Raw genomic sequence first — 21480 nt, 5'->3', positions numbered from 1 at the left:
GCAACAAAGTTTAACCGTTCCCCCCGGCGCGCGTCCCCGCTAGAATAGGAGCAACTTTTTATTAACGTCGCAACACAGTAAGCAGACCTATGGCAAAATTTTCACCGCGCAGCGCGGCCAGGAAACCGCAGCCGGCCGCGGCCGGGCAGATTCGTATCATTGGGGGCCAGTGGCGCGGGCGAAAATTACCCGTGCCCAACAGCCCCGGGCTGCGCCCCACCACCGATCGCGTGCGCGAAACGCTGTTTAACTGGCTGGCGCCGGTGATCCAGGGCGCGCGCTGCCTGGATTGTTTCGCCGGCAGCGGCGCGCTGGGCCTGGAAGCGCTGTCGCGTTACGCCGGCAGCGCCACGCTGCTGGAGTTTGAGCGCCCGGTGGCGCAGCAGTTGGAAAAGAACCTGGCGCTGCTGCAGGGGCACGGGCAGGTGGTCAACACCAATACGCTGAACTGGCTGGCGGGCGACGGCGAACCGTTCGACGTGGTGTTCCTCGATCCCCCGTTCCGCAAAGGGCTGCTGGCAGACACGGTGCAGTTGCTGGAGCAGCAGGGCTGGCTGGCTGATGAAGCCTGGGTGTATGTAGAGGCGGAAGCCGAAAGCGCCGCCGCAGACGTGCCGGCTAACTGGGCGCTGCACCGCGAAAAGGTCGCCGGTCAGGTGGCCTACCGTCTTTATATCCGTTCTGCCAAAGGGGCAACCGAACATGCTGATTAATCTGGGCCGCCTTTTGATGCTGTGCGTATGGGGCTTTTTACTGACCAATTTGGTCCATCCGTTCCCCAAACCGCTGAAATATTTTATCGACGTGGCGCTGTTCTTTATGGTGGTGATGCACGGCTTGCAATTGGTGCTGCTGAAATCCACCCAGCCCAAGGATCAGCCGATCGGTAAATGGCAGGAAACCAAAATCTTCATCTTCGGCGTGTTCGAGCTGTTGGCCTGGCAAAAGAAGCAGCCGCCGATCAGCAAAAAATAGTCGCCTGCCTACGGCTGCTGGGCGCTAAACCCGACAAAGCGCGTTCCCTGCACGCTTAACGTGCCCTGGGCGCCCTGTTCAATCTGGTTATACTGCGGCTGCTTGAGCCGCAGGGTGATCGCCTCACCGCCGCGCAGCGGCTGGAACACCACTTCATAACGCATCGGCTCATTGACGATATGTTCACGCTGGCGCGAGCGGTTGCGGGTGTCGGGGATTTCCCGTTTTTCCGCCACCCTCACCTGCTGGGTGCGCACCAGCGCGCGATCGTTTTCCGCCTCCACGCGGCGCTGGCTGAAATAGCGGTGCGTTGCCATCACGGCGATCAACACCAGCACGGCAACCACAATCAACGGCGGCTTACTCATTTTTTCTTTCCTTTGCCCATCAAACCGCCGCCACCATAACACCAGGAAGAAAGCATTGTCGATCCCGGGCGGGGCACCTACACTGGCAGCATCACGTTGGAAACTTTGGAGCGGGCGACCGTCCCTAATGAATAAGGAAAATCTATGAGTTGGCCCTTCCTCGCCGTCTTCTTTTCCGGTTGGCTATTCGTTGACGCAACCTACCGTGGCCCACGCTGGCAGCGCTGGGTATTCAAGCCGGTCACTTTGCTGCTGCTGTTGCTGCTGGCCTGGCAGGCGCCGGTGCTCAATGCCGCCGGTTATCTGCTGGTTCTTGGCCTGCTGGCCACGCTGATCGGCGATGCGCTATTACTGCTGCCGCGCGAGCGGGTGCTGTACGCCATCGGCGCGTTCTTTCTTTCGCATCTGCTGTATACGCTCAGCTTCGCCAGCCAGATGACGTTCAGCCTGTTTTGGCCACTGCCGCTGACGCTGTTGATCATCGGCGCCCTGTTGCTGGCCACCATTTGGACCAAGCTGGAAAACCTGCGCTGGCCGATCGTCGCGCTGGTGGCGATGACGCTGTTGATGGTATGGCTGGCGGGCGAGCAGTACTTCCTGCGCAGCACCGATTTTGGCTTCTCGCTGCTGGTGGGCACCTCGCTGCTGTTGCTGGCGAACATCGTGTGGCTGCTGAACCGCTACCGTTTTACCTTCCGCGCTTCGGACGCCATTGTGGCGTTTTGCTATTTTGTCGGCCACTTCCTGATCGTCCGTTCGCTGTACCTGTAGCGCATCGATCGGTTATCTGCGCTGGCGGCACGCCGGCGCAGGTTCTGGCATTGCCGGGCGCAGCGCTCCCCCTTAAGACGCCGTTAGCAACGGTTCTCATTTGGCACTTGACTCTGGAGTCAACTCCAGGGTGTAGAGTCATGCATGAACACCGTTAACTACCAATCAGGGGGCGTTATGCAGACCCATAAAGCACAGCATCAGGAGCACCAACACCCATCAAGCCACTGCGGCTGCCAGCACAGCCATGCGAAAACCCAGCACGGTTGCAGCAGCACCGCCAGCCATTGCTGCGTTGAAGCTGCGCAAACGCATGAACAGGGGCCAGCGGCCAATGCGGATTGCTGCAGCCCGGCGAGCGAGGCGCCGGACGAGGAAAGCGACAGGCCCCCCGCTGGCGGCCAACATTTCAGTTGGAAAATCAACGGAATGGATTGCCCTTCCTGCGCACGCAAAATTGAAAATGCCGTTATCGCTTTGCCCGGCGTTGATAGCGCGCGTGTACTGTTCGCCACCGAAAAGCTGGTGGTCGATGCCCAAAGCGACGTCAGCATTCATGTGCAAAACGCGGTGCAAAACGCCGGCTTTAGCCTGCTTGATGCCCAAGCCCCAGCCGCCGCCGGCAAAGCCACAACCGCACGCCTGCGCGAATTTGGTCCATTGATAGTGCTGATAGCATTAATGGCCGCCAGCGCGGCGATAGAGGCCGTCAACCCGGCATTCGGGCGCATCGCCTTCACCCTCACCACCCTGGTGGGCCTGTATCCCGTCGCCACCCAGGCACTGCGGCTGATCCGCTCCGGCACGCCGTTCGCCATTGAAACGCTGATGAGCGTTGCCGCCATCGGGGCGCTGTTTATCGGCGCGACCGCCGAGGCGGCGATGGTATTGCTGCTATTCATGATCGGCGAACATCTGGAGTCTTTCGCCGCCAATCGCGCCCGCCGCGGCGTTAGCGCACTCATGGCGCTGGTGCCGGAACAGGCGCTACGTATCAACAACGATGTGCGTGAAACGGTGCCGGTCGCCAGCCTGCGGCCGGGCGATGTGATCGAAGTGGCGCCCGGTTCGCGCCTGCCGGTGGATGCCGAACTGCTCAGCCCGTTCGCCAGCTTTGATGAAAGCGCACTGACCGGCGAATCGGTGCCGGTGGAACGCCAGCAGGGTGAAAAGGTCGCCGCCGGCAGTCTGGTGGCCGATCGCGTCTCTCTGATGAAGGTGGTCTCTGAGCCAGGTAAAAGCGCCATCGACCGCATCCTGCAGTTGATTGAAGAAGCCGAAGAGCGCCGGGCGCCGATTGAACGTTTTCTCGATCGCTTCAGCCGTTATTACACCCCGGCCATCATGCTGCTGGCAGTGCTGGTGATCCTGGTTCCACCGCTGCTGTTTTCCCTGCCGTGGGAAACCTGGATATACCGCGGCCTGACGCTGTTGCTGATCGGCTGCCCGTGCGCGCTGGTGATCTCGACCCCGGCGGCCATCACGTCCGGGCTGGCGGCGGCCACGCGCCGCGGCGTGCTGATCAAAGGCGGCGCAGCGCTGGAGCAACTGGGGCAGGTGGAAACCATCGCCTTTGATAAAACCGGCACGCTAACCGAAGGCAAGCCGGCGGTCACCGACGTAGAGCCGGGCGCCGGACTGGATGAGCAACGGTTGTTGGCGCTGGCCGCTGCGGTAGAAGCGGGTTCGCATCACCCGCTGGCGCAGGCCATTATCCGGCACGCCGGGCAAACGGCATTGCCGTCGGCGCAAAACCGCCGGGCGCTGGCGGGGATCGGCGTCTCGGGCGTTATCGATGGGAAAACGATCCTGATCGCCGCGCCCAGCAAACTGACGGAAAACCCGCTGACCGCCGACTGGCAAACGCGGATAGCCCTGTTGGAAAACGCCGGCAAAACCGTAGTGGTGGTGTTGGAAGACGGCCGCCCGCTGGGGCTGCTGGCGCTGCGCGACACGGTGCGCAGTGATGCGCGCCAGGCGATCGCCGCGCTGGAACAGTTAGGCATACGCAGTGTGATGCTGACCGGCGATAACCCGCGCGCCGCAGCGGCCATTGCCGGCCAGTTGGGGTTGGATTACCGCGCCGGGCTGTTGCCGGAAGATAAAGTGCAGGCCATGGTGGCGCTGAGCGCTACGCGTAAAACCGCCATGATCGGCGACGGTATCAACGACGCGCCGGCGATGAAGGCGGCCAACATCGGCGTTGCCATGGGCAACGGTACCGACGTGGCGCTGGAAACCGCCGATGCGGCGCTGACCCACAACCGCCTGCAGGGCGTGGCGGACATGATCCGCATTTCGCGTGCGACCCATGCCAACATCCGCCAGAACATCACTATCGCGCTTGGCCTGAAAGCGATCTTCCTGGTCACCAGCCTGTTTGGGCTAACCGGGCTGTGGCTGGCGGTGCTGGCGGACTCGGGCGCCACCGCGCTGGTTACCGCCAACGCGCTGCGGCTATTGAAGAAACAGAAGTGAAATCAGCCCCCTGGCGCGGCGGCCAGGGGGCTTGAACGACGTTATTGCCCTTTACGCAGCAAATACCGGTAGGGAGTTTTATCGGTTTCCTGCGCCAGCAGGGTATGTTCCATAAAACGGCAAAAACCCGGAATATCGCGGGTGGTGGCCGGATCGTCGGCAAGAATTAGCAGCGTTTCGCCTTCATTCATATGACGCACGGTTTTGCGCACCATCATCACCGGTTCCGGGCAGCGCAGCCCCAGCGCATCAAGCGTTTGGTCCGCCTGGGAAAAAATGTCACTCATACTCTTTCTTAATCCACAACGTAGTGCGGCGGGCAACCGCCAAATCTGATTGGCGCTTAGTTTACGCCAGTGGTTTTTATGCGCAAGATACGTTAACGTTTGCTTCAAATTTAACCGTTGCATTGGTTGCGCAAACGCGTATCATGCCGCCGCGCACGTAAAATACGCAAAGTTTATCCCTGGGTTCCCTCACCCCATCACTAAAAAGGCGACATCATGTATGCATTTACTCCCCAACAACGCTTAATCGCGTTAGTTTGGCTATCGCTATTCCATATTGCCATCATCACCTCCAGTAACTACCTGGTGCAGCTGCCGATTACCCTTTTTGGCTTCCATACCACCTGGGGGGCCTTCACGTTCCCGTTTATCTTCCTGGCGACCGATTTAACCGTGCGCATCTTTGGCGCCCCGTTGGCCCGGCGGATTATCCTGGCGGTGATGGTACCCGCGCTGTTCATTTCCTATGTGATTTCGACCGTCACCTATCAGGGTGAATGGCAGGGCTTTAGCGCCCTGGGCAGCTTTAACCTGTTTGTCGCGCGCATCGCGGCGGCCAGTTTCATGGCCTATGTGCTTGGCCAGATCCTGGACGTGCACGTCTTCAACCGGCTGCGCCAACGCAGCGCCTGGTGGGTGGCGCCGGCAGCCTCCATGTTCCTTGGCAACATCAGCGATACGCTGGCCTTTTTCTTTATCGCCTTCTACAAGAGCAGCGATGCCTTTATGGCCGCCAACTGGGTGGAGATCGCCCTGGTGGATTACAGCTTCAAGGTGATGATCTGCATGCTGTTCTTCCTGCCGATGTATGGCGTGTTGCTCAATATGCTGCTGAAACGGCTGGCTGTGCGCCGCCAGGACGGCGAGCTGCAGCTCAACTGACCGGCATTTTTGCTGATACGCGCCATACTTTACCTGCATGAACATTAGCGGTGATCGCCAGCGGTTATCAGATTATTGCACTGGAAAAGAAAGGCGAAGTGGCTGACTATCGGCTGATGTCGAAAAAAAACCGCTAACAACATCTGCCTTGCATTTCAGCGTGGAATACGTTGCGATACATGGAGAAAACGACCTGTAAGGAAAAAGGAAGCCCCATGCGAAAAATAGTAAAAGTAATGGGTATTGGCCTGATTGCGCTGGGCCTTGCCGCCTGCGACGGACAAACCCAGGAAACCCAGGCGCCGGCGGGCAATAGCAGCAATAACAGCAGCAGCAACAGCGCCGCCGCCAACGCCCAGACAGGCTCACAGATTAGCCTGCTGGGCGGCAAGCTGGTCTTTACCCTGCCAAACGGCATGACCGATCAGAGCGGCAAGCTGGGCAATCAGGCGAACAACATGCACGTTTATGCCGACAGCTCCGGCCAACGTGCGGTGATCGTGATCCTGGGCGATAAAACCGCCGACAGCCTGGAAACGCTGGGCCAACGGCTGGAAGAGAAGCAACGCTCCCGCGATGCCAACCTGCAGGTGATCACCAACAAAGCCATTGAAATCGATGGTGTTCCGCTGCGCCAGTTGGACAGCATCATCACCAGCGGTGGCGAGAAAGCCTACTCTTCGATCCTGATCGGCACGCTGGACAACCAATTGCTGACCATCCAGATCACGCTGCCGGCGGATAACCAGCAGCAGGCGCAAAGCCAGGCGGAAGGGGTGATCAATACCCTGAAGCTGCAGCAATAACACAGGCCTGTGCCCTCCCAACCAGGAGGGCGCATCCGGCCGATTACGCCAGTGCCTGCGCCAGCAGAGTGATCGGGTGCTCACAGCGTTTGCCGGTCGACATTTCAATCTGCCATTTGCAGGTTTCACAATCGGTCACCACCAAATCGGCCCCGCTTTCCGCAATCTGGCGGAACAACCCGGCGCCAATCCCCTGTGCCGTGGCGTAGTTCTCCGATTTAAAGCCATAGGTGCCGGCGATGCCGCAGCACTGTGAGTCCAACACGATCAGCTCCAGCCCCGGGATCTGCCGCAACAGTTCCAGCGTGTAGGCCGTCCAGCCCATTTTCTCCATATGGCAGGGCGTATGATACGCCACGCGCAGCGGCGTATGGCGCAAAGGCAGACGGCGCCCCTGGCTTAGCAGGCGGTAAAGATAGCGCGTGGCCAGCTCAACCCGATCGCGCACCGCAGCGGTATCGACGTCCAACAGGTGCGGGTATTCATCCCGCAGGGTAAAGGTGCAGCTTGATGAGGTCGCCACCACCGGTATCCCGCGCGTCAGCACCATGTCACGCAGCGATTGCAGGTTGGCGTTAGCCTGCTTTTTCGCCTGTTTGATAAAACCGTTGGCGATCAGCGGCACGCCGCAGCATTTCTCCTGTTTGAGCAACTGCACGCCAATATCCAACGCATTGAATACTGCGATCAGATCCTTGCCCAGTTGCGGATGGTTGTAGTTCACAAAGCAGCCGTGAAAAAACGCCACCTGTTCGGCATAACGCTGCTGCACCGCCGCCTGCTGGCGATACCAACGGCGAAAGGTGCCGAACGAATATTTCGGCAACGTGCGCCGGTGGTCAATCTTCAGTGCCTTGTCCAACAATTTGCGCACCGGCGGCAGGCCGGTGGCGGTATTGACGATAGGCGCGAACGGCGTCGACAGTGTGCCCATCAAATCGGTGTGGCTAAGGATCGCATCGCGCAACGTTGGTTTGCCGTGGCCATATTCCGCGCGGGCACGCTGGATGATGTCGCCAATCTTGACGTCCGACGGGCAAGCCACCTCACAGCGTTTGCAATTGGTGCAGTATTTCAGCGCTTCGTCATACAGCGCCGGATCCTTGCGCCGCAGGCGTTCGCCATCGGGCCCCGCCTGCTTCGGCCCGGGGTACAGCGGATTAACCTGCGCCACCGGGCAATAGGTGGTGCAGACCGTGCATTTGATGCAGCTTTCAAAACTCTGGTCTTTCGAGAGGCTCATGCGGCTTCCCCCTGCGCAAGGATCTGTTGCGCGACATGTAACGCCCCGATGAGCGAAACGCCGCCGCCGCACCCTTGGTACAGCGGATCAAAACCGCCCGTCACCGCCCCGATGGCATATAAGTTCGGTATGGCTTCGCCCTGCTTCTGCGCCCGCAGTTGATTATCGGTGCGCACGCCGAACTGCAAATAAGGCTGCGGCGCGAAGAAATCGGCCCGGCTCCAGTCAGCCCGTTCGGCTTTGCTGAACACGTCCAGCCCGAACACCGGCTCCCGTATCCGATCAAATTCGGCCACCAGCCCGTTGCTGAAGAAACTGCCGCTGGCCAACACCACCTGCTGCGGGCGCAGCGGAATGTCGCCATGGTTGCGGGTATACAGGCAGGCCACCCGCCCCTGCGTCAGTTCTGCCCGCTGCACGGCGTCGCCGGGCATAAACACGCCGCCCAACCGCTGCAGGCGTTGGCGCAGCGCCTGGTGCAGCCGCATCCCCAGTACCGAAGGCGGCAGCGTTGGCAACAGGCATACCGGCTTGCCGAGCGCCGCACGCAGCATCGCCAGTGGTTGTTCGCTTTCCAGCCCCAAGCAGGCCGGCAGGAACAGCGCTTGTGCATCGGCCGCCAATGGGTGCAAGGCCTGCCCCAGCGCGGCGATATTTTCCGCCCGATCCAGCGCCCGGGCGATATTCACCGCACGAAACTCGCTGGGGTTATTACGCAGGCGATCCAGCACCGGCAAATGCAACTGTTCCACCCAAGCCGTGATGCCCTGCTCACGCGCCAGCGCGCTGGCGGCCAGCTGTGGCTGGAAATCAAGAAAACCCTCGATGCCCACTACGGCAATTTTTTGCCAGGGCAGTTGCCCTTGCCATGGCGCGGAGGGCACCGCCTGCGGGCTAAGCCAGGTGGCGCGCCGCGTACCAAGCGGCGTAATGCGCAGATGATTGTGAACGCTGCTGCCCTGCAAGAGCACGCCGCAGCGCTGCAACAATTGTTCCGCCTCCCCGGCCAGCGCCGCTACCCGCGCGGCGCCGATCAGGCTATAGGGGTGCTGCGGCGCCTGCTGCGCCAGCGCGGGCAACGCATCTAGCGGCCTGGCCACCGGCGAACCGTCGGGCAGGCGCGCCAGCAAATCAAGCGAACCGGAAGAAAAGTAGAGCGCGCTTTGCCCAGCGCCGATCACCGCGCAGCGCTTGCCGCGTTCCGCCAGGCGGATCGCGCAGCTCAGGCCGGCTAACCCACCGCCAATCACCACCACGTCAAATTGCATCTTCGGCCTCCTGCCCAGCGTGTTCATCAAGCCCGCACAGCCCCTGATAAACCCAACTGGTGAATTCGCTTTCGCGTAACGCATCCCCCCAGGCAATGGGCCGCACGCCCTTCCAACGTTCGTTAAGGAAATGGGATAGCTGGGCGATCGACTGCAGTGGCGTGGCCGCCTTAAAGTGCGCCAACAACCCGGCGGCGCGGCAGGCACACAGCTCGCCCTGGCAGGTGCCCATGCCGACGCGGGTGCGGCGGCGGAGATCGATCAGGTTATTCACCGCCAATGCATTCACCGCGTAGCGCACTTCCCCGGCGGTGACGGCTTCGCACTCGCACACCAGGCTGTTGTCCAGGCGGCTGCCAGCCGGAACCTGGCCGGCGCGATCGCCGTGGCGGTATACAGCCGAGCCGCGAATGCTGGCAGGCAGGCCAGCCGCGCCGCGCGCCGTTTCTTCCGCCGTGCGCTCGGAGCCGGGCAACGCGGCCGCTGCGGTGCTGCACGGCACGTTAACCCCGAGTTTTTCACAGACCTTATCGGTGGCCCATTCGGCCATCAGGCGGTAGGTCATCAGCTTGCCGCCGGTGATGGTGATAAAGCCTTCCAGCCCGTCGCGGGCGGCGTGATCCAGCAGCACGATGCCACGGCTGACGTTGCGCCCGGAAGGATCGTCATCGCTGGCCACCAGCGGCCGCACCCCGGCATAGGCCCGCAGGATACGGGTCTGCGCCAGCGCCGGCGCCAACAGCGCGCCTTCGCGGATCAGGATCTCCACTTCCTGCGGCGTCACCACCATATTGTCGATCTGGTCGTAATCAATGTGGGTTGAGGTCGTGCCAATCAGCGAAATGGTATCGCCGGGCACCAGGATGTCGGCGTCCGCCGGTTTGCGGCAGCGGTTGATCACCATGTTATTGATACGGTGCCCAAGGATCAGTAATGCCCCTTTAGCCGGGAACATACGCACGCGCAGCTCGGCGTATTCCGCGATTTGTTGGCCCCAGATGCCAGCCGCGTTAACCACTACCGGGGCATGAAGGGCGTACTGCCGTGCCGACTGATGGTCGAAAACGCGCACGCCGGTCACCCGATCGCCGCTACGCAGCAGGCCGGTCACCTGATGATAGGTGAATATTTGCGCGCCGTGCTCACGGGCGTCGAGCATATTGGCGGCGGTCAGGCGGAATGGATCGACCGTGCCGTCAGGCACCCGCACCGCGCCGATTAACGCCGGATTGGCCGCCGGCTCCAGGCGCCGCGCCAGTTGCGGATCGATAGCCTGCGCGTCAATGTCTGCCTGCTGGCAAGCGGCGATAAACTGCTGCTGGTAGTCCAGCGAATCCTGCGGCAGCGTGATAAACAGGCCGTCGGTGCGTTCGATACAGTGGTGGGCGATACGCTTGAGGATGCGGTTTTCTTCAATACATTCGCGCGCGGATTCGCTATCCGTTACCGCATAGCGCGCGCCGCTGTGCAGCAGGCCATGGTTGCGCCCGGTGGCCCCGGTGGCGATGTCATACCGTTCCAACAGGATACAGCGCAGGCCGCGACGTGCGCAGTCACGGGCGATCCCCGCCCCGGTCGCTCCGCCGCCGATAATGATCACATCCGTTTCGCTGCCAGGTGCATTGTGGCCCATTTAAGCCCCCAAACGCTGTGGTTATGGGTTTATTTATCCACAATCCGTGGGGTTTTTGTTTGATAAGAAACAAAAACGAGCAAGAAACGAAAATACAATGTCCATAAAAAACCATATTTGTGAACACCATCACGCCTTATAGTCGCACATCTATTTCATAACGTTAACGAATCACTCAAAATCCGCCATGGTTTCATAAAACTGTAACAAATGCGCGATTCATCACAGTTGGCACTCCGGGCTTTCACTAGGATGGCGCCGGTGATGAAACATCATCCTGATAACGCGACCTCTCTCCCTCACAACGAACGGTTGATGACATAAACAATACAAGCCATCGGAGGCACGAATGTTGAGTATTTTCAAGCCCGCAGCCCACATCGGCCGTGTGCCGGCAGAACAGGTAGACCCGCTCTACCGCAAACTGCGCTGGCAGATTTTTATGGGGATTTTCTTCGGCTATGCCGCTTACTATCTGGTGCGTAAAAACTTTACCCTGGCGATGCCATACCTGATCGATCAAGGCTTTAGCCGTGGCGATCTGGGCTTTGCACTGTCCGGCATTTCCATCGCCTATGGGTTTTCCAAATTTATCATGGGTTCGGTATCCGATCGTTCCAACCCGCGCGTGTTCCTGCCCGCCGGGCTGATCCTGGCGGCGGCGGTGATGCTGTTTATGGGCTTTGTGCCCTGGGCGACTTCCAGTATCGCCGTCATGTTTGTGCTGCTGTTCCTGTGCGGCTGGTTCCAGGGCATGGGGTGGCCGCCGTGCGGCCGCACCATGGTGCACTGGTGGTCGCAGAAAGAACGCGGCAGCATCGTTTCGGTGTGGAACTGCGCCCATAACGTGGGCGGCGGCCTGCCGCCGCTGCTGTTCCTGCTGGGGATGGCCTGGTTCAACGACTGGCATGCGGCGCTGTATATGCCGGCCTTCGGCGCAGTCCTGGTCGCGCTGATCGCCTTTGGCCTGATGCGCGATACCCCGCAATCCTGCGGCCTGCCGCCGATTGAAGAATACAAAAACGATTACCCAAGCGATTACAGCGAAGAAGCGGAACAGGAGCTGACCGCAAAACAGATCTTCATGCAGTACGTACTGCCAAACAAACTGCTGTGGTACATCGCCGTCGCCAACGTGTTTGTCTATCTGCTGCGCTACGGCGTGCTGGACTGGTCGCCAACCTATTTGAAAGAGGTGAAGCATTTCGCGCTGGATAAATCATCCTGGGCCTATTTCCTGTACGAATATGCCGGTATTCCCGGCACGTTGCTGTGCGGCTGGATGTCGGACAAAGTGTTCAAAGGCAACCGCGGCGCCACCGGCGTGTTCTTCATGACGCTGGTGACCATCGCCACCATCGTGTTCTGGCTGAACCCACCCGGCAACCCGACGGTGGATATGATGTGTATGTTGGTTATCGGCTTCCTGATTTACGGTCCGGTCATGCTGATCGGCCTGCACGCGCTGGAGCTGGCGCCGAAGAAAGCCGCTGGCACAGCGGCGGGTTTCACCGGCCTGTTCGGCTACCTGGGCGGTTCGGTGGCCGCCAGCGCCATCGTCGGCTACACGGTGGATTTCTTCGGCTGGGACGGCGGCTTTATGGTGATGATCGGCGGCAGCATGCTGGCGGTTATCCTGCTGCTGCTGACCATGCTAAGCGAGAAGAAGCACCACGCTGCGCTGGCCAACAAACGCGGCTAACTGTCATATAGCCGCAGTAACCTTTACAGGCCGCATTGCGGCCTTTTTATTCCCGGTGCACTTATGGAGAAGAACATGCGGATGCAGATCAATACATTATTGGCGGGCATTTTATTCGCCGCCGCAATGAACAGCACGGCCTACGCTGCCGATAAGCTGGTGATTGCCCATCGCGGCGCCAGCGGTTATCTGCCGGAACATACCCTGTCGGCCAAGGCGATGGCCTATGCGCAAGGTGCCGATTTCCTTGAACAAGATCTGGTGATGACCAAAGATGACGAGCTGGTAGTGCTGCACGATCACTATCTGGATCGCGTAACCGACGTGGCGCAACGCTTCCCGGATCGCATGCGTAAAGACGGTCGCTATTACGCCATCGATTTCACCCTGGCGGAGATCAAATCGCTGGCATTCACCGAAGGGTTCACCATCAAGGACGGCAAAGCGGTGCAAAGCTACCCCGGCCGCTTCCCGATGGGCAAATCGAGCTTCCGTGTGCATACTTTCCAGGAAGAAATCGAGTTTGTTCAGGGCCTGAACCACTCCACCGGCAAAAATATCGGTATCTACCCGGAAATCAAAGCGCCGTGGTTCCACCGGCAGGAAGGCAAAGACATCTCCAGCAAGGTGTTAGCGGTGCTGAAGCAATATGGCTATACCGGCAAAAACGACAACGTCTACCTGCAATGCTTCGACGCCAACGAATTGAAACGCATCAAGAACACGCTGGAACCCGCCATGGGGATGGATTTGAAGCTGATACAGCTGATCGCCTATACCGACTGGCATGAAACTTACCAACAGCAGCCGGACGGCAAGTGGGTCAACTATGACTACGACTGGATGTTCAAACCAGGGGCGATGAAACAAATTGCCCAATACGCCGACGGCATCGGGCCGGATTACCATATGCTGGTCGCCGCTGACCAATCACAGCCGGGCAAGGTGGTGCTGACGACGATGACGAAAGAGGCGCATGCCAGCCGGCTGCAGGTGCACCCGTTCACCATCCGCGCCGACGCGCTGCCGAAATACGTCACCAACGTCACCCAACTGTTTGACGTAATCTACAATCAGGCCGGCGCTGATGGCGTGTTCACCGATTTCCCAGACAAAGCCGTGCAGTTCCTGCAACAGCAGGGGCAGCATAAATCCGCGGCGGAGATGGATCAGTAAACCGTTTCACCAAAGAGCAGGCATGAAGCGGGGCTGGAAAAGCCAGGGGCGCAAACATCACGCCCCGGCGATAATCGCTTAAGACAGGAACATCTTGCGCAGATAATGCGGCACGGCGTCATCCACGTTAGAGCCAATCACGTCGAGCTGTGGCAGCTTGTTCTTCAGGCGCTGGTGCGCGTCGCGCATGATGCAGCCTTTGCCGGCCATCGACAACATTTCCAGATCGTTCATTCCGTCGCCGAAGGCGATGCAGTCTTTGAGCGTATAGCCCATGATTTTCGCCACTTCATCCAATGCCCGCCCTTTCGAGACGCCGCCGGCCATCACTTCCAGGCAAGTGGGGAACGAGAAGCTGACGTTAACCCGATCGCCCCAACGGGCGTTGATGGCATCTTCCAACGGCAATAGCTTTTCGTGATCGTCACAGGTGAAATACACCTTGCACACGCCGTCGGTTTCCAGCAGGGCCGGTTCAAACAGGTGGTATTTGAAGATCGACTCCTGGAAGAATTCTTTCTGCTCCGGGCTTTCGCGATCGATGTACCAATCGTCGTTACGGTAAACGTTAGTGGTGATATGCGGATTGTTATGCACAACGCCGTAGAGATCGCGCGCAATGTCCGCGTCCAGATCGTGGCTGAAGATCAGCTCGCCCGCCGTGTTATGCACCCGCGCGCCGTTGGAGGTGATCATAAAAGCGCTGATTTCGAGGTTATCGCGGATCTGCGAAACGTCAACGTGATGGCGGCCGGTAGCGAAGACAAAATGCACGCCGCGCTGCGTCAGCAGCCTCAACGTTTCTTTGGCAAACGGTGTCAGCGTGTGGTCGGGCGACAGCAGCGTGCCATCTAAATCGGATGCAACGACATGATACATAGCGATACGTTCTAACCTCTGATGGAATTATCGGCGGCGTGGGCGCCGCTGAATGGGTGTTGAGCAAAGAAGCGCAGGATTACGTTCAATGCTTCGGCGCGCATCTCGTCCCGCTCAAACAGGATCTCATGCCGTGCACCTTTGATAACCCGCGGTTTCCCCCCTTTACAAGGGTGCCCCGCGTCTGACATTGCCTGACAAAAAGCCAAATGAGCGTGGTTATCGACCACCCGATCCTCACTGGCCTGTAATAATAAAAGCGGCGTGGTTATTTTCGCCGCCAGGGCGATCACCTGATGCCCGGCCCAGATACTCTCCCGCACCCAGTGATAGGTTGGCCCGCCAACCCGCAGTTCCGGGTAATCGGCGTAATAACGCAGATTGCGGCGATAGCGCTCGCGGCTATGGGTCAGCATATTGACCACGTACGGCAGCGGCCGCCACTGGCCGGTGCCCACCGCGTAGTAATCGCGCATCGGCGGGTGCTTTTCCGCCCAGTTGAGGATCTGGCCTGCCACCCAGCCCGGCATCGGCAGATGGATGCCGAACATCGGCGCGCACAGTACGGCGGCGTCAAAGGCATTGGGCCGGCGCGCCAGAAACAGCGCCAGTATCGCCCCGCCCATCGAATGGGCCAGCGCATAACACTGCCGGTAACCGCGCGGCGCCACCTGCTTCAGGTAAAAATTTTCGAAATCATCAACGTAGTCGGTGAAGTTTACCACATGACCACGGTGCGAGTCGGTCAGCAACCGCCCGGAGCGCCCCTGGCCGCGGTGATCGATAATCATCACGTCAAAGCCGCGATGGAACAGATCGTAAGCCACCTCAGGGTATTTCACATAGCTTTCAATACGGCCGGGGCTGACCACCACCACCCGATGATGGCGCATGGAGCAAAAGCGCACGTAGCGAATAGGCACGCCGTCAACGCCGATAAACTCACCTTCTTCACGCTGGCGCCAAAAGTCCAACAACGGCCCGGTGGCGAACGCGGCAAACTGCGTTTCGCGCGTTAACCAGTCATCGGTGTTGAATGTAAACGAGGTCATCGGTGCCTTTCCCTGTGTAACAAATGTGACCGCTGGCACAAGAAATCATACTATACCCGATAGGCGATAATGTTACCGAAAGGTGGCAAACGAATGCCGCCAGAGCGCCGTTGCCAGAACTGCCGCAGCCGACGCATCTGCAACTTGAAGTATGGCGGGTATAGCGTAGTATTTTGGCACAAATCGGTGCGCACAGGGAGCACACAATGACCTTTGACTGGTGGTTAACCTATCTGCTGACAACCCTAATCCTTAGCCTTTCGCCAGGCTCCGGCGCCATCAATACCATGAGCACGGGTATCAGCCACGGTTACCGCGGCGCTGCGGCGTCGATCGCCGGTTTGCAGGTTGGCCTGGCGATTCATATCGTGCTGGTCGGCATCGGCCTGGGCGCGCTGGTATCGCAATCGCTGCTGGCGTTTGAGATCCTGAAATGGTTGGGCGCCGCCTACCTGGTGTGGCTGGGGATTCAGCAGTGGCGCGCCGCCGGCGCATTGGATCTGCACACGCTGGCCGGCCATATGCCGCGCCGCCGCCTGTTCCGCCGGGCGGTGCTGGTCAACCTCACCAACCCGAAAAGCATCGTGTTTCTGGCCGCGCTGTTTCCGCAGTTCATTGTGCCGCATCAGCCCCAGGCCGAACAGTATGTGGTGCTGGGCGTCACCACGGTCGTGGTGGATATTATCGTGATGATCGGTTACGCCACGCTGGCCAAACGTATCGCCGGCTGGCTGAAAACGCCGCGCCAAATGCAACTGCTCAACCGGATTTTCGGTTCGCTGTTTATTCTGGTGGCGGGGCTGCTGGCGACGGCCAGAAAGGCCTGATTACGCGTGGGGGAACGCCCGGGCGCAACCCGGGCCGAAGCTTAACGGGTGAAGATCAGGTGCAGGCCAAAACCGGTGAACAGCGCCCCCGCCAGCCCGTCGATCCACTTCGCCAGGCGCTGGTAGCCGCGGCGCATGGCTGGCAGCGCAAACACCACCGCCACCAGGCTGAACCAGATAAACGTTTCCGCCACGATCAGCAGAAATAACCCCCACCGGGCGCCGGCGCCCACGTTATCGCCGACGAACAGCGAAAACACGCTGCCGAAATAAATCACCGCCTTTGGGTTGGATAGGTTGGTCAGCAGGCCGCGCAGAAAACTGCGCCCGGCTTTAGGCAACGCCACTTTCACCTCTGCCGGCGCGGCAAGCGGTTGGCGATGCTGCGCCCGAGCCGAACGCAACAGTTGCCACCCCATCCAGCACAGGTAAATGCCCCCGCCCACCATAATGATTTGATGCAGCCAGGCCATTTTTTGCAGGATCAGGTTCAGGCCCATCAGCGCCACGCCCGCCCACACCACGATGCCAAGCGAGATACCGGCCACGCCCATCATCGCTTCCCGGCGTGAACGGCTGGCCGCAGTTTGCGAAACAAAAAAGAAGTCCGGCCCGGGGCTCATCAGCGCAATAAAATGCACCAGGGCGACGGTAAGAAACAGCATTAGCATCGTGAGTTATCCTTATTCGTCATCCGCAAGATGATCGCGGATCATGGCCATAAACGGAGTACCAAACCGCTCCAGCTTGCGCTGGCCGACGCCGTTCACACTCAACAGCTCACTGGCGCGGGTCGGCATCTGTTCCGCCATTTCCAGCAGCGTGGCGTCGTTGAACACCACATAAGGCGGGATATTCTCTTCGTCGGCGATCGACTTGCGCAGCTTGCGCAACTTGGCAAACAGCTTGCGATCGTAGTTGCCGCCGTAGGATTTCTGATTGGCGCTGCTGCGCGGCTTCAGGCTTTGGATACGCGGCACCGCCAGCTGCAACGCCACCTCGCCGCGCAATACCGGGCGGGCGGCTTCGGTCAGTTGCAGCGCCGAGTGCATGGCGATGTTCTGCGTGATAAAGCCCAGATGAATCAGTTGGCGCAGCACGCTGGTCCAGTGTTCGGTGGTTTTATCGCGGCCAAGGCCGTAGATCGGCAGCTTGTCGTGGCCAAATTCGCGGATGCGCTGGTTATTGGCGCCGCGCAATACCTCCACCACATAGCCGATACCGAAGCGCTGCCCCACCCGGCCGATGGCCGATAGCGCTTTGCGCGCGTCTTCCAGCCCGTCGTAACGCTTGGGCGGATCCAGGCAAATATCACAGTTGCCGCAGGCCTGCTGCCGGCCTTCGCCGAAGTAGTTAAGCAGCACCAGGCGCCGGCAGGTTTGCGCTTCCGCAAAGGCGCCCATCGCATTGAGCTTGTGGCGCTCGATATCCAACTGCTGCCCGGCCGGCTTTTCTTCCAGGCAGCGACGCAGCCAGGCCATATCGGCCGGATCGTACAACAGGATGGCTTCCGCCGGCAGGCCGTCGCGCCCGGCGCGGCCGGTTTCCTGATAGTAGGACTCGATGTTGCGCGGGATGTCGAAATGCACCACAAAGCGCACGTTGGGTTTATTGATGCCCATGCCGAAGGCCACGGTCGCGACCACCACCTGCAGATCGTCACGCTGGAACGCTTCCTGCACCTGCGCGCGGCGTTCGTTGTCCAGCCCGGCATGGTAGGCCGCCACGCTCAGGCCGCGGCTTTGCAGGCGCGCGGCGGTATCCTCCACCTTGGCGCGGCTGTTGCAGTAAATGATGCCGCTTTTACCACGCTGATCCTGCACAAAGCGCCAGAGCTGATCGAGCGGCTTGAATTTCTCAACCAGCGTGTAGCGGATATTCGGCCGGTCGAAGCTGCTGACCTGGATCAGCGGATCCTGCAACGCCAGCAGGCGAACAATATCGCCGCGCGTGGCCTCATCGGCCGTGGCGGTCAGAGCAATCACCGGCATCGAAGGGTAGCGCTGTTTCAGTTGGCCGAGCGCACGGTATTCCGGGCGGAAATCATGCCCCCACTGCGAGATACAGTGCGCCTCATCCACCGCCAGCAGCGCCGGCTGGCAGCGATCCAGCAACTCCAGGAAGCTGTCCATCATCAAGCGCTCGGGCGCGATGTACAGCATTTTCACCTCGCCGCTGCGGCAGCCGGCCATCACCGCCAGCTGCTGCTCGCGGGTCTGCGTCGAGTTGTAGCAGGCCGCCGATACACCATAGGCCAGCAGTTGATCCACCTGGTCTTTCATCAGGGAGATCAGGGGAGAGACCACCAGCGTCAGGCCATCCATCACCAGCGCCGGGATCTGGTAACACAACGATTTACCGCCGCCGGTCGGCATCACCACCAGGCAGTCACGCCCGGCGATCGCCGTATTGATAATCTGTTGCTGGCCCGGCCGGAACTGCTGGTAACCAAAGGTATCGCGCAATACCTGCTCTGCCAGCAACTCTCTGTTTATCACTGCTGCGGTAGACACTCACTTCCCCATTATTTGCTGTACCCGCGCGGCTCCAGGTTGGAAACGCAGGGATGTATCACGCCGCCCGAAGGCGGCAAGGTTACATAATATCGTTAAGCATGACACCAACGCCAACCCGTGTCTGCCGGAAGTTATAATCAATCAACGATTCGCCGTAGCCGCTGAACACCTGGGTGTAAAAACGCACGTGGCGAGTGATCGGATAGCTCCAACCCAGCTCCGCGCCGCCATAACCGCTGTTCCAGTTATAGTGCCCTTCGGCGCTGAATACGCTATCGCCCCAGGCATAGCCCACCTTCAGGCGGTAATAGCCCATGTATTTGGTGATATCCGGGTTGTCATCGCTGCTTGCGCTTTCCGGGATGCGCAGCCAGGGCTTGATATCCACCTGCCAGTTGCCGTTCTGCGCCATAAAGCGCGCATAGGCACGGTTCCAACTGCGGGAGGTCGGCTCCGAGCGGCCGTTCGACTGGTGATTAAGGCCGACTTCCACATCGCGCAGCGTCCAGCCGCCAACGGTATAGTCGGTCGCCCAGCCGAGGAAAATCTGCGGCTCATAATCGGTTTCGCGGAATGGCGAAGACTCGCCGGTGTTGGAAAGCTGCCACCAGGAACGCTGGGTGTAAGACGCGCTGAGCAAGGAATTATCGCCCGCAATGCCGCGCCACAGCGGGAACGCCAAACTGAGCTGGTATTTTACTTCGTCTTTACGCGCATTTTTCGACCAGTTATAGGTGCTGATCGCTTCTTTATTGATATCGCTGGTGTCGGTGTAAAGAATATAGTTGGTTTCATAGGGGTAAAGAACAAACGGCGTATCATACGTTTGCAGCAGATTGGCGATAATACTGCCGCGCACTGCCGGTTTATCCTGCACGGCCTGTTTGGCTTCTTCCGCCTGTGCCAATGCCGGCATCAGCGCCAACACCAGCATAAGCCCTGACAAAATGCGCATAGCTTTCCTCACTCAAAAAATAAACACAGCCCTGAAATTCAAGCCGCCATTTTACACGCCCGGAGCAGTTTACCGCAGTTCAACGCGCGTTTATTGGATTAGTCTGGAAAGCAACGAAAAACAACCATAAAATAAACCAATATTTAACAATTCACCGACGGCCTGCGCTACGCCCAGCGCCAGAGAAATGGACATGACGCCAAAACCTTCGATCACCCTGGAAGCCGCCCGCCAAAAGATTGGCGAAATTTTTGTCTACCACATGCCATTCAACCAAGAGCTCGGCCTGGAACTGCACCATTTCTGCGACGACGGCGTGGAGTTGCACTTTGCCAACCAGCCCAAGCTGGTGGGGAATGCGGCGCAGGGCATCCTGCACGGCGGTGCGATCGCCGCGGTGCTGGACGTGGCCGCCGGCCTGGCCTGCGTAAGCAGCGCGTTGCTGCGCTTGCTGCCGCTGACGGAAGAAGAGCTGACATTCCGGCTGGCACGCATGGGCACCATCGATCTGCGCGTCGATTATTTGCGCCCTGGCCGCGGCCAGCACTTCATCGCCCGCGCGCAGGTGCTGCGCAGCGGGAATAAGGTGTCGGTTGCCCGCGTGGAACTGCATAACCATGAAAGCCTGCATATCGCCAGCGCCACCGCGACTTATCTGGTCGGTTGAACCCCTGCACGATTGAATGTGCGACACCGCCAGCCAACTTCAGTACACTTGGCGGTTACGACGTTTCCCATCAGAGCTACGCAATGGATGCACAACAAACGCGGCAGGGCATCATCTTCGCCCTGGCCGCCTATTTTATTTGGGGTATTGCCCCGGTCTACTTCAAACTGATTCAACAGGTGCCCGCCGGGGAAATTCTCACCCACCGGGTGATCTGGTCATTCTTCTTTTTGCTGGTGTTGATTTCCGTCGGCCGCCACTGGCCGCAGGTACGCGCCACCTGCCAACACCCCTGGCGCCTGCTGTTACTGGCGGTGACCGCGCTGCTGGTGGGCGGCAACTGGCTGCTGTTCATCTGGGCGGTCAATAACCACCACATGCTGGAAGCCAGCCTGGGCTACTTTATCAACCCGTTGGTTAACGTGCTGCTGGGCATGCTGTTTCTTGGCGAGCGCTTTCGCCGTATGCAGTGGCTGGCGGTAGCACTGGCGTTCGCCGGGGTGCTGATCCAACTGTGGCAGTTCGGCTCCCTGCCGGTTATCGGCCTGGGGCTGGCGTTCAGCTTTGCCTTCTATGGCCTGTTACGCAAGAAGGTTGGCGTGGATGCGCAAACCGGGATGCTGATCGAAACGCTGTGGCTGCTGCCCGTGGCCGCGATTTATCTGTTCCTGATCGCCGACAGCCCAACCAGCCATCTGAGCGCCAACCCGTGGTCGCTGAATTTGCTGCTGGTGGCCGCCGGGATCGTGACTACCGTGCCGCTGCTGTTTTTCACCGCGGCGGCGACCCGTTTGCGCTTATCGACGCTGGGCTTTTTCCAGTATCTGGGCCCAACGCTGATGTTTCTGTTGGCGGTGACGTTCTACGGCGAGCAGATTGGCCAGGATAAGTTGCTGACCTTCGGCTGCATTTGGGCGGCATTGATTTTATTTACGCTGGATGCGGTTTATACCCAGCGCAAGCGGTGAATGGCCCGGCCTGGGCGAAAGCCGTTC

The 21480-nt window shown here is 59.6% G+C and carries 21 protein-coding genes; 11 read left to right on the top strand and 10 right to left on the bottom strand.

Annotated features, from left to right (window positions below; all coding sequences use genetic code 11):
- Positions 1-89 precede the first annotated feature (89 nt).
- Both rsmD and ABFX35_RS20060 read left to right on the top strand, forming a co-directional pair.
- Positions 90-713 (top strand): 16S rRNA (guanine(966)-N(2))-methyltransferase, encoded by a 624-nt coding sequence (rsmD, locus tag ABFX35_RS20065; RefSeq protein ID WP_346082615.1) that lies wholly within the window; start codon positions 90-92, stop codon positions 711-713.
- Complete coding sequence (locus tag ABFX35_RS20060; protein WP_095846331.1) at positions 703-975, top strand: DUF1145 family protein; 273 nt, start codon at positions 703-705, stop codon at positions 973-975. Before rsmD ends, ABFX35_RS20060 begins: the two co-directional genes overlap by 11 nt.
- 8 nt (positions 976-983) lie before the next feature.
- Here the strand turns inward: ABFX35_RS20060 and ABFX35_RS20055 are convergent, their stop codons facing one another.
- On the bottom strand, positions 984-1343 hold the full coding sequence (locus ABFX35_RS20055; protein ID WP_346082614.1) for a DUF2500 domain-containing protein: 360 nt from the start codon (positions 1341-1343) through the stop codon (positions 984-986).
- A gap of 144 nt (positions 1344-1487) precedes the next feature.
- Between ABFX35_RS20055 and ABFX35_RS20050 the strand changes: the two genes are divergently transcribed.
- Positions 1488-2114 (top strand): lysoplasmalogenase, encoded by a 627-nt coding sequence (locus ABFX35_RS20050; RefSeq protein ID WP_095846333.1) that lies wholly within the window; start codon positions 1488-1490, stop codon positions 2112-2114.
- Positions 2115-2291: 177 nt separating this feature from the next.
- Complete coding sequence (locus ABFX35_RS20045; RefSeq protein WP_346082613.1) at positions 2292-4592, top strand: zinc/cadmium/mercury/lead-transporting ATPase; 2301 nt, start codon at positions 2292-2294, stop codon at positions 4590-4592.
- Positions 4593-4633: 41 nt separating this feature from the next.
- Here the strand turns inward: ABFX35_RS20045 and tusA are convergent, their stop codons facing one another.
- Positions 4634-4879 (bottom strand): sulfurtransferase TusA, encoded by a 246-nt coding sequence (gene tusA / locus ABFX35_RS20040; protein ID WP_095846334.1) that lies wholly within the window; start codon positions 4877-4879, stop codon positions 4634-4636.
- A gap of 216 nt (positions 4880-5095) precedes the next feature.
- Here tusA and ABFX35_RS20035 point away from each other — a divergent pair, with 216 nt between their 5' ends.
- Together ABFX35_RS20035 and ABFX35_RS20030 are read left to right on the top strand one after the other, a co-directional pair.
- Positions 5096-5761 (top strand): 7-cyano-7-deazaguanine/7-aminomethyl-7-deazaguanine transporter, encoded by a 666-nt coding sequence (locus ABFX35_RS20035; protein WP_121552781.1) that lies wholly within the window; start codon positions 5096-5098, stop codon positions 5759-5761.
- A 215-nt stretch (positions 5762-5976) separates the two neighbouring features.
- The gene (locus ABFX35_RS20030) at positions 5977-6567 is read left to right on the top strand and encodes a DcrB family lipoprotein (protein WP_279026082.1); all 591 of its coding nucleotides are present in this window, start codon (positions 5977-5979) and stop codon (positions 6565-6567) included.
- Between the two features lie 43 nt (positions 6568-6610).
- Here the strand turns inward: ABFX35_RS20030 and glpC are convergent, their stop codons facing one another.
- Genes glpC through glpA form a run of 3 tightly spaced genes read right to left on the bottom strand, consistent with a single transcriptional unit; the run spans position 6611 to position 10711 of the window.
- Positions 6611-7810, bottom strand: a complete 1200-nt coding sequence (gene glpC, locus ABFX35_RS20025; protein ID WP_346082611.1) for an anaerobic glycerol-3-phosphate dehydrogenase subunit GlpC — start codon at positions 7808-7810, stop codon at positions 6611-6613.
- The gene (gene glpB / locus ABFX35_RS20020; protein WP_346082610.1) at positions 7807-9078 is read right to left on the bottom strand and encodes a glycerol-3-phosphate dehydrogenase subunit GlpB; all 1272 of its coding nucleotides are present in this window, start codon (positions 9076-9078) and stop codon (positions 7807-7809) included. Before glpB ends, glpC begins: the two co-directional genes overlap by 4 nt.
- The gene (gene glpA / locus ABFX35_RS20015) at positions 9068-10711 is read right to left on the bottom strand and encodes an anaerobic glycerol-3-phosphate dehydrogenase subunit A (RefSeq protein WP_346082609.1); all 1644 of its coding nucleotides are present in this window, start codon (positions 10709-10711) and stop codon (positions 9068-9070) included. Before glpA ends, glpB begins: the two co-directional genes overlap by 11 nt.
- A gap of 349 nt (positions 10712-11060) precedes the next feature.
- Between glpA and glpT the strand changes: the two genes are divergently transcribed.
- Together glpT and glpQ are read left to right on the top strand one after the other, a co-directional pair.
- Positions 11061-12413, top strand: coding sequence for a glycerol-3-phosphate transporter (glpT, locus tag ABFX35_RS20010; protein ID WP_279027823.1), 1353 nt, complete (start codon positions 11061-11063; stop codon positions 12411-12413).
- Positions 12414-12488: 75 nt separating this feature from the next.
- The gene (gene glpQ, locus ABFX35_RS20005; protein ID WP_346082656.1) at positions 12489-13589 is read left to right on the top strand and encodes a glycerophosphodiester phosphodiesterase; all 1101 of its coding nucleotides are present in this window, start codon (positions 12489-12491) and stop codon (positions 13587-13589) included.
- 78 nt (positions 13590-13667) lie between these two features.
- Here the strand turns inward: glpQ and yigL are convergent, their stop codons facing one another.
- Positions 13668-14468 carry a sugar/pyridoxal phosphate phosphatase YigL gene (yigL, locus tag ABFX35_RS20000; protein WP_095846349.1) on the bottom strand — a complete coding sequence of 267 codons (801 nt, stop codon included), beginning with the start codon at positions 14466-14468 and terminating at the stop codon, positions 13668-13670.
- A gap of 11 nt (positions 14469-14479) precedes the next feature.
- Positions 14480-15520: a lysophospholipase L2 gene (pldB, locus tag ABFX35_RS19995; protein WP_346082606.1), complete on the bottom strand. Its 1041-nt coding sequence runs from the start codon at positions 15518-15520 to the stop codon at positions 14480-14482.
- Positions 15521-15726: 206 nt separating this feature from the next.
- On the opposite strand from pldB, the gene rhtB reads away from it, so the two are divergent.
- Entirely contained in the window at positions 15727-16347 is a 621-nt protein-coding gene (gene rhtB, locus ABFX35_RS19990; protein ID WP_279027817.1) for a homoserine/homoserine lactone efflux protein, read from the top strand.
- Positions 16348-16388: 41 nt separating this feature from the next.
- Here the strand turns inward: rhtB and rhtC are convergent, their stop codons facing one another.
- The 3 genes from rhtC to pldA all read right to left on the bottom strand — a co-directional run bounded on the left by rhtC (position 16389) and on the right by pldA (position 19818).
- Positions 16389-17018 carry a threonine export protein RhtC gene (rhtC, locus tag ABFX35_RS19985; protein WP_279027815.1) on the bottom strand — a complete coding sequence of 210 codons (630 nt, stop codon included), beginning with the start codon at positions 17016-17018 and terminating at the stop codon, positions 16389-16391.
- A gap of 12 nt (positions 17019-17030) precedes the next feature.
- Positions 17031-18860 (bottom strand): ATP-dependent DNA helicase RecQ, encoded by a 1830-nt coding sequence (gene recQ / locus ABFX35_RS19980; RefSeq protein WP_346082604.1) that lies wholly within the window; start codon positions 18858-18860, stop codon positions 17031-17033.
- Between the two features lie 82 nt (positions 18861-18942).
- Positions 18943-19818: a phospholipase A gene (gene pldA / locus ABFX35_RS19975; protein ID WP_279027811.1), complete on the bottom strand. Its 876-nt coding sequence runs from the start codon at positions 19816-19818 to the stop codon at positions 18943-18945.
- A gap of 187 nt (positions 19819-20005) precedes the next feature.
- Between pldA and ABFX35_RS19970 the strand changes: the two genes are divergently transcribed.
- A complete protein-coding gene (locus tag ABFX35_RS19970; protein ID WP_279027810.1) occupies positions 20006-20485 on the top strand; it encodes a thioesterase family protein in 480 nt (159 codons plus the stop codon).
- Positions 20486-20568: 83 nt separating this feature from the next.
- Complete coding sequence (rarD, locus tag ABFX35_RS19965; RefSeq protein WP_346082603.1) at positions 20569-21453, top strand: EamA family transporter RarD; 885 nt, start codon at positions 20569-20571, stop codon at positions 21451-21453.
- Positions 21454-21480 lie beyond the last annotated feature (27 nt).

The sequence above is a fragment of the Gibbsiella dentisursi genome, from assembly GCF_039539505.1.
GTDB lineage: Bacteria > Pseudomonadota > Gammaproteobacteria > Enterobacterales > Enterobacteriaceae > Gibbsiella > Gibbsiella quercinecans.
This window is presented reverse-complemented; position numbering and strand designations above follow the sequence as displayed.